General features: G+C 64.8%; 14 protein-coding genes. 5 read left to right on the top strand and 9 right to left on the bottom strand.

All coding sequences use genetic code 11. The features are described 5' to 3' along the window. The first annotated feature begins 75 nt into the window (after positions 1-75). Genes ACW17U_RS06720 through ACW17U_RS06730 form a run of 3 tightly spaced genes read left to right on the top strand, consistent with a single transcriptional unit; the run spans position 76 to position 3,959 of the window. The gene (locus tag ACW17U_RS06720; RefSeq protein ID WP_492055309.1) at positions 76-1,560 is read left to right on the top strand and encodes a hydroxymethylglutaryl-CoA synthase family protein; all 1,485 of its coding nucleotides are present in this window, start codon (positions 76-78) and stop codon (positions 1,558-1,560) included. A gap of 11 nt (positions 1,561-1,571) precedes the next feature. Then, positions 1,572-2,774, top strand: a complete 1,203-nt coding sequence (locus ACW17U_RS06725) for an acetyl-CoA acetyltransferase (RefSeq protein WP_492055310.1) — start codon at positions 1,572-1,574, stop codon at positions 2,772-2,774. Positions 2,775-2,804: 30 nt separating this feature from the next. Next, positions 2,805-3,959: a DUF3089 domain-containing protein gene (locus ACW17U_RS06730; protein ID WP_492055311.1), complete on the top strand. Its 1,155-nt coding sequence runs from the start codon at positions 2,805-2,807 to the stop codon at positions 3,957-3,959. On the opposite strand, the gene ACW17U_RS06735 is transcribed toward ACW17U_RS06730, so the two are convergent. Next, positions 3,926-4,294 (bottom strand): DUF6285 domain-containing protein, encoded by a 369-nt coding sequence (locus ACW17U_RS06735; RefSeq protein WP_062146755.1) that lies wholly within the window; start codon positions 4,292-4,294, stop codon positions 3,926-3,928. The genes ACW17U_RS06730 and ACW17U_RS06735 overlap by 34 nt on opposite strands. Beyond that, on the bottom strand, positions 4,291-5,268 hold the full coding sequence (locus ACW17U_RS06740) for a phosphotransferase family protein (RefSeq protein WP_492055312.1): 978 nt from the start codon (positions 5,266-5,268) through the stop codon (positions 4,291-4,293). The genes ACW17U_RS06735 and ACW17U_RS06740 overlap by 4 nt, the downstream gene beginning before the upstream one ends. Positions 5,269-5,382: 114 nt before the next feature. On the opposite strand from ACW17U_RS06740, the gene ACW17U_RS06745 reads away from it, so the two are divergent. Further along, entirely contained in the window at positions 5,383-6,339 is a 957-nt protein-coding gene (locus ACW17U_RS06745; RefSeq protein WP_062146751.1) for a DUF808 domain-containing protein, read from the top strand. On the opposite strand, the gene ACW17U_RS06750 is transcribed toward ACW17U_RS06745, so the two are convergent. The 6 genes from ACW17U_RS06750 to tcyJ form a co-directional block, all read right to left on the bottom strand. Further along, positions 6,340-6,645: a DUF3892 domain-containing protein gene (locus ACW17U_RS06750; RefSeq protein ID WP_062146749.1), complete on the bottom strand. Its 306-nt coding sequence runs from the start codon at positions 6,643-6,645 to the stop codon at positions 6,340-6,342. A 166-nt stretch (positions 6,646-6,811) separates the two neighbouring features. Further along, positions 6,812-8,902, bottom strand: a complete 2,091-nt coding sequence (recG, locus tag ACW17U_RS06755; protein ID WP_492055313.1) for an ATP-dependent DNA helicase RecG — start codon at positions 8,900-8,902, stop codon at positions 6,812-6,814. A gap of 38 nt (positions 8,903-8,940) precedes the next feature. Continuing rightward, entirely contained in the window at positions 8,941-9,243 is a 303-nt protein-coding gene (locus ACW17U_RS06760; protein ID WP_062146745.1) for a hypothetical protein, read from the bottom strand. Positions 9,244-9,313: 70 nt separating this feature from the next. Beyond that, positions 9,314-10,048 (bottom strand): amino acid ABC transporter ATP-binding protein, encoded by a 735-nt coding sequence (locus ACW17U_RS06765; protein WP_492055314.1) that lies wholly within the window; start codon positions 10,046-10,048, stop codon positions 9,314-9,316. Beyond that, entirely contained in the window at positions 10,045-10,704 is a 660-nt protein-coding gene (gene tcyL, locus ACW17U_RS06770) for a cystine ABC transporter permease (RefSeq protein ID WP_062146741.1), read from the bottom strand. The genes ACW17U_RS06765 and tcyL overlap by 4 nt, the downstream gene beginning before the upstream one ends. Before the next feature lie 2 nt (positions 10,705-10,706). Then, positions 10,707-11,498, bottom strand: a complete 792-nt coding sequence (gene tcyJ, locus ACW17U_RS06775; RefSeq protein WP_492055315.1) for a cystine ABC transporter substrate-binding protein — start codon at positions 11,496-11,498, stop codon at positions 10,707-10,709. Positions 11,499-11,663: 165 nt separating this feature from the next. On the opposite strand from tcyJ, the gene ACW17U_RS06780 reads away from it, so the two are divergent. Continuing rightward, positions 11,664-12,848: a M48 family metallopeptidase gene (locus tag ACW17U_RS06780; RefSeq protein ID WP_492055316.1), complete on the top strand. Its 1,185-nt coding sequence runs from the start codon at positions 11,664-11,666 to the stop codon at positions 12,846-12,848. 120 nt (positions 12,849-12,968) lie between these two features. On the opposite strand, the gene ACW17U_RS06785 is transcribed toward ACW17U_RS06780, so the two are convergent. After that, positions 12,969-14,084: a beta-ketoacyl-ACP synthase III gene (locus tag ACW17U_RS06785; protein ID WP_062146736.1), complete on the bottom strand. Its 1,116-nt coding sequence runs from the start codon at positions 14,082-14,084 to the stop codon at positions 12,969-12,971. Between the last annotated feature and the right edge of the window lie 194 nt (positions 14,085-14,278).

Below are 14,278 nucleotides of genomic sequence, written 5' to 3' on the forward strand. Positions count from 1 at the left end.
GAAGCGGCACGCTTGAAGACCCCCGGCACCGGCGCCTAGGCTGCTCCCAACGAGACAAGTTCAAGGGATGGAGTCATGGTCGGCATCGCCGCCTGGGGAGCCTATGCACCGCGCCTGCGGTTGAGCCGCAAGGCGGTGGTCACAGCCAATGCCTGGGTCGCCCCGAACCTCGTCGGCAAAGGCAAGGGCGAACGGGCCATGGCCAACTGGGATGAGGACGCCCTGACCATGGCCGTCGAGGCCGCCCGCGACGCCCTTGGGCCCGCCGACGACCGGTCTCACATTGACGCCCTGTACTTCGCCTCCACGACGGCCCCCTTCGCCGATCGACTGAATGCCGGCGTGGTCTCCGCGGCCCTGACCCTCGAGAAGTCCATTTCCGCCAGCGACGTCACCGGCTCGCAGCGGTGCGGGCTTGCCGCCCTGGCCCAGGCCCTGGACTCGGTGTCTGGCGGATCGGCCAGGTCAGCCCTGGTGGTTGCCGGCGAGCGCCGCAAGGCGCGCGCAGTATCGGCCCTGGAGCTGGATTGCGGCGATGGTGCTGCGGCCTTTGTCATCACCGCCGAAGGGGGCGCTGCAGACTTCCTCGGACGCGGCAGCGTCACAGACGATTTCGTCGACCATTTCCGGGGCAATGACGGCGGCTTTGACTATGCCTGGGAGGAACGCTGGATCCGCGACGAGGGCATCGTCAAGCTGGTCCCCCCGGCCGTTAAGCGAGCCCTGGAGGCCGCCAAGGTCACCGCCGCCGAGGTCGCCCATTTCTGCTTCCCGTCGACCTTTGCGGGCATGGCTGCGACCCTGGCCAAATCCCTGGGCATTCCAGCCGAAGCGGTGCGCGACAACCTTGCCGCGGTGCTGGGCGAGGCAGGCTCAGCTCACGGTCCGTTGATGCTGGCCCATGCGCTGGAACAGGCCAAGGCCGGCGAGATCATCGTCGTTGCCCAGTTCGGTCAGGGTGCTGACGCCCTGGTCTTCCGGGCCACCGGCGTTGCAAACACCAAGCCGGCTCGGGGCGTCAGTGGTTCGCTCGCTGACCGTCAGGAAGAGACCAACTATCTGAAGTTCCTGATGTTCAATGGCCTGGTCGAGTGGGACAAGGGCATGCGGGCGGAGAAGGACAACAAGACGGCCCTGACCACCCTCTATCGCAATGAGGACATGATCCTGGGTCTGGTCGGTGGCCGCTGTCGCGAGACCGGGGTCGTGCAGTTCCCGCGCACCCGGATCTCGGTGGCCCCAAACAAGCCCGCCCTGGACACCCAGGAGCCGTACCGCTTCGCAGAGCGCAAGGCCTCCGTGCTGAGCTATTCGGCGGATTATCTGACGTTCTCAATGGCCCCGCCCAACCACTACGGCATGATCGTCTTCGAGGGCGGCGGCCGGATCATGATGGACATCACCGACGTGTCGCCCGGCGACGTCGACACCGGCCTGCCGGTCAAGATGGTGTTCCGGATCAAGGATATCGACGAGAAGCGCGGGTTCGTCCGCTACTTCTGGAAGGCCGCGCCGGATCGCTCCGCCCAGGCCGCTCAAACCGCCGTCGCGGCCGAATAGGAGACACGAACATGGCGCAAGGCATCCGCGACAAGGTCGCCATCCTGGGCATGGGTTGCAGCAAGTTCGGCGAGCGCTGGGACTGCGGTCCCGACGACCTGATGGTCGAGGCCTATATCGAAGCCATGAGCGACGCCGGTATCGAACCCAGCCAGCTGGACGCGGCCTGGTTCTCCACCCACGTCGATGAGATGGGCACGGGCAAGGGCGGCACGCCGATGTCGATCGCCCTGCGTCTGCCCAATATCGCCGTGACCCGGGTGGAGAACTTCTGCGCCTCGGGCTCGGAAGCCTTCCGGGGCGCGGTCTATGCCGTGGCCTCCGGCGCTGCCGATATCGCCATCGCCCTTGGCGTCGAGAAGCTGAAGGACACCGGCTATGGCGGCCTGCCGGTCGCCAATCCTGGCACACTGATGCCTCAGGTCATGCCCAATGGCTCGGCCCCCGGCAACTTCGCCCAGCTTGCCAGCGCCTATCGCGCCAAGCACGGGGTGTCCAAGGACGACCTGAAGCGCGCGATCGCGCATGTCTCGGTCAAGAGCCACGCCAACGGGGCCAAGAACGCAAAGGCGCATCTCCGGAAGGCTGTGACGGTCGATCAAGTGCTGAACGCCCCGATGATCGCCGAGCCTCTGGGCCTGTTTGACTGTTGCGGCGTGTCGGACGGCGCGGCCTGCGCCATCGTCACCACGCCCGAGATCGCCAAGGCGATGGGCAAGAAGAACCTGACCATGGTCAAGGCCATCCAGCTGTCGGTCTCCAACGGCTATGAGAGCCAGTACAACGGCTGGGACGGCAGCCATTTCCACACCGCCCGCATCGCCGCCGGCAAGGCCTATCGCGAGGCCGGCATCGAGCGGCCGCGTGAGCAGATCTCGATGATCGAGGTGCACGACTGCTTCTCGATCACCGAGCTGGTGACGATGGAGGACCTGTTCATCTCGCCCGAGGGCCAGGGCTGGCGCGACGTGATGGACGGCTTCTATGACGCCGATGGCGGTGTGCCCTGCCAGATCGACGGCGGTCTGAAGTGTTTCGGCCACCCGATCGGAGCCTCGGGCCTGAGGATGCTCTACGAAATGTACCTGCAGCTGCAGGGCCGGGCCGGTGAGCGCCAGTTGAAGGACCCTGTCTTCGGCATGACGCACAATCTGGGCGGGGCACCGGCCAGCAATGTCTGTTCGGTGGCGATCATCGGGCAGGAGGGGGCTTAAACGCCGGCCGGCCTTGGTGTACCCAAGGCCATGGGTGATGCTTTAAAGGGCTTCAAGCGCTGGATCTTCGCGGGGGCAGTTCTGCTGCTGGCGTTGCTGGTCGCGGCTGCCTTTGTCTGGCGATACGACATCCTGAGCAATGCCCTGGATCCCAAGGTCCCCTTCCTGACCTACAAGCCGCCGCCGCCGCCGAACTACGCCCAGGCTTCGGCCTGGGCTCTGCGGCCCAAGGATCCGACCAGCCCGGCGCTCTCCGATCCGCCCGTGGATGTGTTTTTTGTCCATCCGACCACATTCGATGGCGGCCAGGACTGGAATGGGGCCATCGACCAGCCCAAGGCCCAGAAGTTCCTGAACCGTGTCGTGCTGCCCAACTATGCCGGACCGTTCTATCGCGTCGGCCGGGTCTTCGCGCCGCGCTATCGCCAGGCCAGCCTCTATACCTATCTCACGCTCCGGGATGATGCGCGGGAAGCGCGGCGCTTCGCCTATGGCGATGTGCGCGCGGCCTTCAGGCTCTATCTGGCCCGCTACAATAGGGGGCGACCCTTTGTCGTCGTTGGGGTGGAACAAGGTGGCGCGATGGCTGCCCGACTGTTGCGCGAGGAGATAGCTGCGGTTCCGGCGATCCGGCAGCGTCTCGCCGCAGCCTATTTGATCGAAACCATTGTGCCGGCGGAGGAGTATGGTCCGGCTTCGCTACTGCCGGCCTGCGAGCGGCGGGGGCAAACGGGCTGTGTCGCAGCGTGGGCTTCGGTCCAGGATGGCGACTTCCAGCGCATGCAGGAAATGACCCATCGCTCCCTGATCTGGGATGCCGGCGACCAGTTGATCGACCTGAACGGTCGCCTGGCCTTGTGTTTCAATCCCTTGTTGGGCGGATTGGGCGAAGATCGTGCGCCCGCGAAGATGAACCAGGGTGCGGCCAATGCCACGGGCCTGGAGTGGGGCGCACGCCCGGCCTTCCTGCAGCGGCAGGTCTCGGCCGGGTGCGAGGGCGGTCTGCTGCATACCAGTCGCCCCAAGTCGACGGCCTTGCGGGATGCCGGCTCCTGGGCTGATCGCCGCAAGGTCGATGGTTTCAATCTGTTCTATGCCGATATCGAGGCCGATGCCCTGGAGAGGGTCGGCGCATTGGTCAACAGTTCCACTCAACCAGCCAGCAGCGCCTCCAGCCCGCTATAGCCTGGCTGGTCGATCGCGATACGAGCGATCGCCGTTGCACGAAGATGCGCCAGCAAGGCCGGAGCCCGGGGCGAGATCACACCGGCCTTGAGGTCCTGGCAGAGGCGGTGGTTCATCATTTCGATGGGTCCGTCCAAGTCCAGCAGGTCCCTGAGCCGAGCCTGCTCTTCGGCCTGGGCAATGTCTCCCAAGGCGGATTCGCGGTCGAGCAGGGCGCGAGCATTGTCGGCGACCCTGGCCAGGAACTGGCGGCGGGGGTCTGAGGGAGGCGTTGGGTCCTGGTCGAACAGGGTGAGCGCGGACCGGAGCTCGTCAGCCGTGGGGCAGGTGATCACGGCATGATCTCCATCAGTCGGACAAGATCGATTTCTGTCTCGCTCACCCTGCGCCCGATCATTGCCCGTTCGATCGAGGGATCCGCACCGGTCGCGAAACTGGAATACATCATCAGGCACATGACGCCCCATTTCAGGGTGCCCAGAGCTTGCCAGAATTGCAGTCGCGCCAGTGGAATCTCACTGCCGCGGGTATGGGCATAGCCCTCCAGCAGGGCCTCATAGTCGCCGAAGCCGCCGACCGGTCTGCGCCATTGGCCAAATCGCCAGGAGTTTACGCAGATCCAGCCCAGGTCCTCGGCCGGATCCCCGAGATGGGCCAGTTCCCAGTCCAGCACGCCGACCAGGCCCTGCTCGGGATGGATCATCAGGTTGCCATTGCGAAAATCGCCGTGGACCAGGACGGGGGCCACCGGCTCTGGGGCCGAAGCCTCGAGCCATCGAAAGGCCGCCTCGAAGGTCGGTCGCTGGGCGTCAGTCTGGCGATAGATCTCCTCATAGCGGGCCAGTTCCCCGCGTGCGTCGGAGGTGGCCAAGGGTGGCAAGGCTTCCAAGGGGGCACTATGGATCTGGCCCAGCACCTCGCCGCAGCGCTGAGCAAGGCTGGGACGGATCGTATCAAAGGCCGCGTCGCGGACTATGCGCTTGCCGAGGGTTTCGCCTTCGAGGCGTCTCATGACGAAGGCTTCGCCGAGACCGTCTTCGGGCGCGCAGACGCGCTCAACGATCGGCACGGGCGCGCCTGCACGGCCAGCGGCCGCGATCAGTGCAGCTTCCTGTGCCAGGGACGCTGCGGTTTCGCGGGAGGGCGCGCCATCGGGCCGCCGTCGCAGGATCAAGGGCGTACCATCGTCGAGGTCGAAGGCCCAGGTTTCCAGGCTGGCTCCGCCTGACAACCTGCGGGCGTTCAAGGTCCCGGTCGCGGTCGGTGACAGCAGGGGGGCGAGACGGTCCAGGGCAGCCAGAAGGGTCATGGGCCCTAGGTTTCAGCCCTCACCCTGCGTCAGGCAAGCGATCGCGCAGTGACATTGCCGGCGGATCACCACACCTTGCCGGCACGCACAGTCCTGACCCCTGCCGAGAGTTCCATGCCCTCTGGTCTCGCCGCCTTGCTGGATGATGTCGCCGGCATCACCAAGATCGCCGCAGCGTCGCTCGACGACGTCGCCGGCGCGGCCGGCAAAGCCGGCACCAAGGCCGTCGGCGTGGTCGTCGACGACGCGGCCGTGACGCCGGGCTACGCCATGGGGTTCACGCCGGACCGGGAACTGCCCATCGTCTGGAAGATCGCCGTGGGATCCTTCCGGAACAAGCTTGTGTTCCTCCTTCCCGGGGCCTTGCTGCTTAGCGCCTTCGCGCCCTGGGCGGTGACACCGATCCTGATGGTCGGCGGCTCCTACCTGGCCTTCGAGGCAACCGAGAAGATTCTTGAGGCCTTGGCCGGCGAGCATACGGCTGACGAGCCGGAAGAACTCGCGCTGAGCGGGCCTGAACTCGAAGCCCAGAAGGTCAACGGGGCGATCCGCACGGACCTGATTCTATCCGGCGAGATCATGGCCATTGCCTTGGCCGACGTCGCGGGCAAGCCCCTGCTGGTTCAGGCCGGAGCCCTTGCCCTGGTCGGCGTGCTCCTGACGGTCGCGGTCTATGGCGTGGTCGGTCTGATCGTGAAGATGGACGACATCGGCCTGCATCTAGCCCGGCGCAAAAACCCCGTCACGCGGAGCCTGGGCCGGGGTCTTGTCAAGGCCATGCCGATCACCATGGAAGCCCTGACCCTGATAGGCACTGCCGCCATGCTCTGGGTCGGCGGTGGGATCATCGTCCACGGCCTGGAACACTTCCATCTGACCCCCATACCTGCCTGGGTCGAGGGCCTGTCGCACTGGGCACAGCGCGTTCCGGTCGTGGGGGCTGTGACGGGTTGGCTCGCCTTTGCCCTGGGATCTGCCGTGGTCGGTTTGGCGGTCGGCGGAACCCTGGCGGGCCTGATCCACCTCTGGCACCACCGCAAGCCCGCCGTCGCCCCTGACGGAACGGCCTGATCAGGCAGATTCTACAGTCTCGCTGACCGGGAAATCAGGCAGGGTCAGCATGTCAAAAGGCTCATTGCGATCATTGGCCGTTTTCAGGTAGCGGCAGCCGGTGCGGCTTGTCTGGGCTTCGACCTTCACTTCCACGTCGCCGCGCACCACGAAAAAGCGCCACTTGCCGCTATCGACCAGCTTGATGGCTTCCTTGATGGTCAGCTTCCAGGGCTTGTCTCCACCACCGCCAATATGGGTGATCCGCTCATAGGTGCTATGGCGGCCGTTTTGAGCGGCGCAGGTGATTTCGGCGCGTTGAGCCATTGAGTCGTCCGGGTCGGCGCAGTTTTAGGTGAGGCGCCGGTCGGTTTGCGCGATCACGCTAGGCCGGGGTGCCAATAAGGCCTGTCTGCTGGTGCAAAGTGCGCTGAAGAGCAGCGCTCAGCCACTATAGCAGTTCGACCGGTCCTTGGGGGATCATTCGACCAGATCAGCCCGCATCATGCTGGGGAGAGGTCGGTTTCCAGTCAAAGAGCGCCTGTAGGGTCTGGACGGCCTGGCCCCGGGGCGAGATCAGTTCTGGATCGCGGGCCAGGATCAGCCGAGCGTCGTCAGCGGCGACTGCGATCAGGTCGCGATGGGCAACTGGGTCAGCCAGGCGATAGGCCGGAAATCCGCTTTGCTTGAGACCGAGCGGATCGCCGCCGCCCCGCAGTTCGAGATCCTTCTCGGCGATCTCGAAACCGTCATCCGACCGGCGAAGGATGTCGAGGCGTTGCTGGGCCGTCTCGGACAGCGGTAGATCATAAAGCAGGACGCAGGAGCTTGGCCTGGCCCCCCGTCCTACCCGGCCACGAAGTTGGTGCAGTTGGGCCAGACCAAAACGCTCGGCCTGCTCGATGACCATGATGCTGGCATTGGGCACATTGACCCCGACCTCGACCACCGTGGTAGCCACCAGAACCGAGACCTTGCCGTCAACAAAGTCCGCCATGACGGCATCTTTTTCGGCAGCCGGCATCTGTCCGTGAACCAGGCCGACCGATGAGCCGATGATCTGACGCAGGTCCGCTGCGCGATCCTCGGCGGCGCGCAGGTCGATCTTCTCGGACTCAGACACCAGCGGGCAGATCCAGAACGCCTGGGCCCCACTGGCGGCCGCTGCCTTCAGACGGGCGATGATCTCGGGCAGGCGCGGCATGGGAACAGCACGGGTGGCCACGGGCGTTCGGCCTGGTGGCTTCTCGTCGATGCGGGAAACATCAAGGTCGCCGAAGACGGTCAGTTCCAGGGTGCGTGGAATTGGTGTGGCCGACATGGCCAACAGGTGCACGCCACCGCCATCACCCGCAGGGCCCTTGTCCTGCAGGCGCCGCCGCTCGTTCACGCCGAAACGATGCTGCTCGTCGATGATCGACAAGCCCAGCGCCTTGAAGACCACGTCATCCTGGAACAGGGCATGGGTGCCGATGGCGACCGCATGGACCCCACTCGCCAGGCCTGAGAGCTTGCTGGCACGTGCGGCACCCTTGTCTCGGCCGGTCAGCAGGATCACCGACAGGCCCAGCTGCTCAAGAATGGGGGCGATGGTCTCAAAGTGCTGGCGCGCGAGGATTTCCGTGGGGGCCATCAGGGCAGATTGCAGACCCGCGCCCGCCGCGTCGGCGATGGCCAGCATCGCCACCACCGTCTTGCCGGAGCCGACGTCGCCCTGCAGCAGGCGGCTCATGCGCTGACCCGAAGCCAGATCACCGCGGACCTCCGAGAGGGCCCGAATCTGGGCCCCGGTCAGTTTGAAGGGCAGGGCCCTTTCTGCGTCTGCGGCCAGTGGGCTGGGGCCGATCGACGGCGCGGGTTGGGCGCGACGCGAGGCCTTGCGTTGGGCCAGGGCCAATTGGTGCGCCAGCAGTTCGTCATAGGCCAGGCGACGTCGATGCGGCGCGAGCGGATGGACATCGGCCTCGCCCTCAGGGCCATGAGCGGCGGCAAAGGCCACTCGCCAGGACGGCAGGGCCTCGCGAGCCTGCCAGGCGGGATCCAGCCAATCCGCCAGGTCGGGAGCGCGGCTGAGGGCCTCTAGGGCGAACCGGCGAAAGCTCCGCGACGGCAATCCAGCAGTGGCGGGATAGACCGGCTCAAAGGCCGGGATGTCGCCAACCCGGTCCTCAGGCAGCAGATACTCCGGGTGAGCGACCTGTATCTCCGAGCCGAACCGCTCGACCTTGCCGCTCACGACACGTCGTGCGCCGACAGGGTGTTGCCGCTCTAGATGCGGGCCATGGCCCTTGAACCAGGTGAGGGTCAGAAAGCCTGTCTCATCCCAGGCCCGGATCTTCCAAGGCTGCCCCAGCCGGCTTGGTGGCTGGTGGGCATCAAGGCTGACCGTAAAGGTCTGGACCTGGCCATCGATCGCCCGGTCAACCGTTGTGGCCGTCCGGCGGATCACGCTTGTCGGCAGGGTGAAGAGAACATCGCGGACGATCGAGCCGGCGAGTTTTTCGACCAGAGGCGCAACACGCGGCCCCACGCCTTTCAGCGTGGAGACCGGCGCGTAAAGCGGAAAGAGAATCTCGGGTCGCATCGACCAACCATAGCGAACCCGGGGCCGGATGGGGACGCTTAGGCTTCGCGGTTCATCACGGGATCGAGGGCCGCGATCAGGTCGGCATACTCTTCGGAGCGCGAGGCACCGGAAACATTCAGGCGCGTATAGAGGCTGGCCGCGCTGTGGCGGCTCTGAGCCTCGCCCCAGCGGGAAACAGCACCGATCAGATTATTCGTCTCACCGGCAAGCAACACGGCACCAGCGGCGTCCAGATAGACGAAGTTGCCCGCGATGGTCGTGCGAGGGTCGGCATCCTCGGCGAGCTTGTAGCGATAGACAGCGCCCGAGGCGCCTTTGAGTTCGATATAGGGTTTCACAGGACCTCGCCTAAATGGCACGCGGCGTTGGCGGCGATCTGGTGAAGGGCGCCCAAGGCCAAAATATGGCTCAGGACGTCGCCACCTTGCCGAGGAATCGTCGCGTACGCTCCTCCTTAGGCGCTCCGAACAGCGCGCGCGAGGGGGCCTGTTCGACGATCACGCCCGCATCCATGAAGATCGTGCGGTCAGCTACGTCACGGGCAAAGTCCATCTGATGGGTGACGATCAGCATGGTGCGGCGTTCTTCGGCCAGTTCCCGGATCACGGCCAGGACTTCGCCGACCAGTTCGGGGTCGAGGGCGGAGGTTGGTTCGTCGAACAGAATGACTTCTGGGTCCATCGCCAGAGCCCGGGCTATGGCGCATCGTTGCTGCTGTCCGCCGGAGAGTTCGGCCGGATAGGCGTCGATCCGGGCACCCAGTCCGACCTTGTCCAGCAGGGCTCTCGCGCGGGCCTCGGCAGATCGACGAGTTTCACCGCGCACAATGATCGGCGCTTCGGCAACGTTTTGCAGGGCGGTCCGGTGTGGGAAGAGATTGAAGCTCTGAAACACGAAGCCGACGCGGCCCTTCAGGGCGCGAGCCAGTGGAGGGCTCTGTGCCGCCTCGACGCCGGCGATCTGCAAGGATCCACCGTCCAGGAGCTCAAGCCCGGCCAGGCACCTTAGCAGGGTCGACTTGCCAGAGCCGCTGGGCCCGATGATGGCCAAGACCTCGCCCTGGGCGACCTCGATATCGACACCGTTCAGCACGGTGGTCCCGTCGAAGCGCTTGATCAGCCCTGTAGCCGAGATAGTGCTCATCGACGGCCCTCCGCCGCTCGCCGCTCCAGCATGGCCTGACCGGCCGCCAGTAGGGTCGAGACGAGCCAGTAGATCGCGGCGGCCGCCAGATACATCGTAAAGATCTCGAAGGTCCGGGCGGTGATCAGTTGGGTCTGTCGGAACAGTTCCGGCACCTGGATCGTGGCGGCCAGGGAGGTGTCCTTGACCAGGCTGATGAAGCTGTTGGACAGCGGGGCGACGGCCGTGCGGGCCGCCTGGGGCAGGATCACTCTGCGCATGGTCTGGCTGCGGCTCATGCCGAGCACCGTGGCGGCCTCCCACTGGCCACGATCGACATTGGCGATGGCGCTGCGCAGGATTTCGCAGGCATAGGCCGCGACGTTCAGCGAAAACCCGATCCCGGCCGCAATCAGGGGCGGCAGCTCGATCCCGAACTGCGGAAGGCCATAATAGATCAGGAAGAGCTGCACGAGCAGGGGCGTGCCGCGAAAGGCCGAGACATAGGCGGCGGCGGGCCATCGCAACAGCACGCTCGACGACAGCCGCATCAGGGCAAGGCCAAAGCCCAGCACCAGGCCAAGGCTCATCCCGATCAGGCTAAGCGCCACGGTATAGCCTGCGCCCTTGAGGAGGAGCGGAGACGACTCCAGCAGTAGGGCGATTATCGCGTTCATGCCTATTGCGTAACGTCGGCGCCGAACCAGGTCTGCGAGATCTCTGCCAACCTGCCGTCGGCCCTCATGGCCGCGATAGCCTGATCCACCAGCACCTTCATGGCCGGGTCCTTCAGCATGGCCACACCCTGGTTCTGGGGTGCGAAGGCCGGGCCGGCGGCTATGAACTCCGGCGAGTTCTTGACGAAGTCTGCGGCCACCAGCCGGTCATTCAGGACCGCATCGATACGGCCCGCCCTGAGATCCTGGTACTTGGTCGGATCATCATCATAGGTGCGGATGTCGGTTTGGGGGGCATTGGCCCGAAGCCAGGCTTCATAGTTGGTGCCCAGGCCCACACCGACCTTCTTGCCGGCGAGTTCTGCGGGCGAATAGGGTCCGGCCTTGCCGCGCAGCACAATGATCTGGATGCCGGACACCGTATAGGGTTTTGAGAAATCGTACTTTGCCGCGCGCTCCGGCGTGATGGTGATCTGGTTGATCACGACGTCGATACGCTTTGATTCCAGCGCACCCAGCAGGCCGGCGAAGGGCGAAGGACTGAATACCGGCTTGAGACCCATCTGGGCGGCCAAGGCCTTGCCAAAATCGACATCGAACCCCGCCAGCTGGCCGTCCTTGTCCTGAAAGTTGAAGGGCGGGTAGGTGCCCTCCAGCCCGATCCGGAGTGTCTTGCTGGCCTGAACGCGTTGGGCGGTAGTCTGTGTAGCGGCGTGCTGCGCCTTGTCACTGCAGGCCGCAAGGGTCAGGGCTCCCGCGCCCAGTAGAAGGTGTCGACGGTCGGGGAATCGCATGAAAGCCTCGAAGATCCGCAAGCGGTCCATTTCTATACGCCACGGCGACCTTCGCCAGTGGCAAGCGCATCCGACGGACGACATGACAGTGTCTGTCAGGGAATTAAGCTGACCTTGCGGACGGAGTCTGCCCTTCTCCCGTCCAGAATGCAGAGGGGAGGGGCCATGTCCCAGAAATTCGACGCGGCTGCAGCGACGGCCACCTATCTGGCGCAACTGTCGCCAGCGGTTCATGCCAAGGCGCAGGCCTATACCCAGGGCGGCCACTGGCTGCTCCTATGGGGCTTTCTGATCTCGCTTCTGTCCGCGTTTCTGATCCTGCGAACGGGTGTGTTGGCGCGCACGCGTTTGCGCCTGGAGGGCCATCGCCGCCGACCACTCTTGGCCAGTTTTGGCGTGGGTGTCGTCTTCCTGCTGATGGACTGGCTTCTGAACCTGCCCTGGTCGGCCTACTCCAACTGGTGGCGGGAAAAGCAGTACGGCATGACCAGCCAGGCCTTTGTCGCCTGGCTGGGCGAAGGGGCCCTGTCCTTTCTGATTTCGGCCGTTTTCACGGGGCTGTTCCTCGTTGCCCTCTATGGCCTGATCCGCAAGGCGCGGCGTTTGTGGTGGCTTTGGGCCGGCGGACTGAGCGCCGGTTTCATGGTGCTGGGGATGCTGGTTGCCCCGATCTATATCGAGCCTCTCTTCAACACCTATACGCCGGCGCCAAACGGCGAAGTGCGCACCGCGGTGGTCGAGATGGCCAAGGCCAACGGCATCCCCTCTGATAAGATCTTCATCTATGACGGGTCCAGGCAATCCAATGCCTATACCGCCAATGTCTCCGGCCTGTTCGGCTCTGCGCGTATCGCCATGAGCGACACCATGTTCAAAAAGGGGGCGGATCTGGCCGAGGTCCGCGGCGTTGTCGGCCATGAAATGGGTCACTATGCCCGGGGGCATAGCTTGTGGATTACCGGCATCTTCAGTCTGCTAGCGATCCTGGCCTTCTTCCTTGTCGACCGCTTTTTTGCTCCCATGCAAAGGCTGCTCAGCGCCGACGGCGTGACCGGCATTGCCGACCCGGCCGGCTTGCCGGTTCTCGCGGTGATCCTGGCCGTGCTGGGCCTGTTGGGGACCCCGATCCTCAATACGGTGATCCGCGAGATCGAAACCGATGCTGACCGCTACAGCCTGGAGCATGTCGGCGAGCCCGATGGCCTGGCCAAGGCCCTGGTCAAGACCATCGAGTATCGGGCCGCGACGCCGGGCAAGATTGAGGAAGCCCTGTTCTATGATCATCCGGCCGTGGGCGTGCGCATTCGCCGGGCCATGGACTGGAAGGCGGCGCATCCGAAGCCGCAATAGGGCCCGGCACGCCGGGAGCCTAGTGGCAACACGAGGGGCCCGGGGGAACGCATAGCGTTTGCCCCCGGGCCTCGACGCTCTGCCCCGTCGCGTCGGGCCTTTTTTTGCAGTAGCGCCGAGCTAGCGCTTCCTCACGAACACCGTTCCGGCGGAATAGCCTGCGCCGAAGCTGCAGATCAGTCCTGTTTCGCCGGCGGCAAAATCGTCATTGGCCGAGTGGAAGGCGATGATCGAGCCGGCGGAGCTGGTATTGGCATAGGTGTCGAGGATGATGACGTTCTCGCCCGGGGCAGGGTCGCGGCCGAGGACCTTGCGGCCGATCATCTCGTTCATGTTGATATTGGCCTGGTGCAGCCAGAGGCGCTTCAGAGCCTTCGGATCGAGGCCAAGGTCGGCGGCGTGTTCGACGATCATCTCGCTGACCATCGGCACCACTTCACGGAACACCTTGCGCCCCTCCTGGACGAACAGCTTGTCGCGGGCCCCTTCGCCTTCCGGCGCTGCACGGTTCAGGAAGCCGAAATTGTTGCGGATATTGTTGGAGAACTGGGTCTTCAGGCGCGTGCCGACGATCTCCCAGCCGCCGGTCGCCTGGGCCGCATCCTCGATGATCACCGCCGTGGCCACATCGCCGAAGATGAAGTGGCTGTCGCGGTCCTTGAAGTTCAGATGGCCCGAGCAGATTTCGGGATTGACCATCAGCACGGCCTTGGCGCTGCCGGTGGCGACAAAGTCGGCTGCCGCCTTGATGCCGAAGGTGGCCGAGGAGCAGGCCACGTTCATGTCGAAGGCGAAGCCCTCTATTCCCAGGGCCTGCTGAACCTCAATCGCCATGGCGGGATAGGCCCGCTGCATGTTGGAAGCTGCGCAGATGACGGCTCCGATCTCCGACACTGGCTTGCCCCAGGCCGCGATGGCCTGCTTTGCGGCTTCCACTGCCATTTCGGCCAGGATCGAGATCTCTTCGTTCGGGCGCTCGGGCAGGACCGGTCGCATGATGTCCGGATCGATGATCCCGTCCTTGTTCATCACGAAGCGCGACTTGATGCCCGAGGCTTTCTCGATGAATTCGGGCGACGACGGGGCCAGGGCGACGACGTCGCCAGCGGCAATGGCCTCGGCATTGGCGGCGTTGAAGCGCTCGACGAAGGCATTGAAGGCCTCGACCAGCTCGGTGTTCGAAATGCTGAACGGCGGGGTGTAGAGCCCCGTGGCGGCGATGACGGCTTTATGCACGCGACTAGTCCCGATGATGCGCGCAGGCCTCTGCGAACCTGCGATCTTTTGCTTATGGCGAGGTTGATATCATGGAAGACGCTCCCGTCACCCATGACTCACCGCACCCCTGTTTCGCTTAGTCCATGAAGGCAGGTTGCCGCTGCGACAGGCAATGGCCAGAGGCACCAACCGGGCTTCGAGCTCTGGACTAG

This window comes from Caulobacter sp. AVps16 (assembly GCF_058681455.1).

Coding starts and splice junctions, on each gene's coding strand:
- ACW17U_RS06720 (WP_492055309.1), top strand. CDS start 76: ATGGTCGGCATCGCCGCCTGGGGAGCCTATGCACCGCGCCTGCGGTTG.
- ACW17U_RS06725 (WP_492055310.1), top strand. CDS start 1,572: ATGGCGCAAGGCATCCGCGACAAGGTCGCCATCCTGGGCATGGGTTGC.
- ACW17U_RS06730 (WP_492055311.1), top strand. CDS start 2,805: ATGGGTGATGCTTTAAAGGGCTTCAAGCGCTGGATCTTCGCGGGGGCA.
- ACW17U_RS06740 (WP_492055312.1), bottom strand. CDS start 5,268: ATGACCCTTCTGGCTGCCCTGGACCGTCTCGCCCCCCTGCTGTCACCG.
- ACW17U_RS06745 (WP_062146751.1), top strand. CDS start 5,383: ATGCCCTCTGGTCTCGCCGCCTTGCTGGATGATGTCGCCGGCATCACC.
- ACW17U_RS06750 (WP_062146749.1), bottom strand. CDS start 6,645: ATGGCTCAACGCGCCGAAATCACCTGCGCCGCTCAAAACGGCCGCCAT.
- recG (WP_492055313.1), bottom strand. CDS start 8,902: ATGCGACCCGAGATTCTCTTTCCGCTTTACGCGCCGGTCTCCACGCTG.
- ACW17U_RS06765 (WP_492055314.1), bottom strand. CDS start 10,048: ATGAGCACTATCTCGGCTACAGGGCTGATCAAGCGCTTCGACGGGACC.
- tcyL (WP_062146741.1), bottom strand. CDS start 10,704: ATGAACGCGATAATCGCCCTACTGCTGGAGTCGTCTCCGCTCCTCCTC.
- tcyJ (WP_492055315.1), bottom strand. CDS start 11,498: ATGCGATTCCCCGACCGTCGACACCTTCTACTGGGCGCGGGAGCCCTG.
- ACW17U_RS06780 (WP_492055316.1), top strand. CDS start 11,664: ATGTCCCAGAAATTCGACGCGGCTGCAGCGACGGCCACCTATCTGGCG.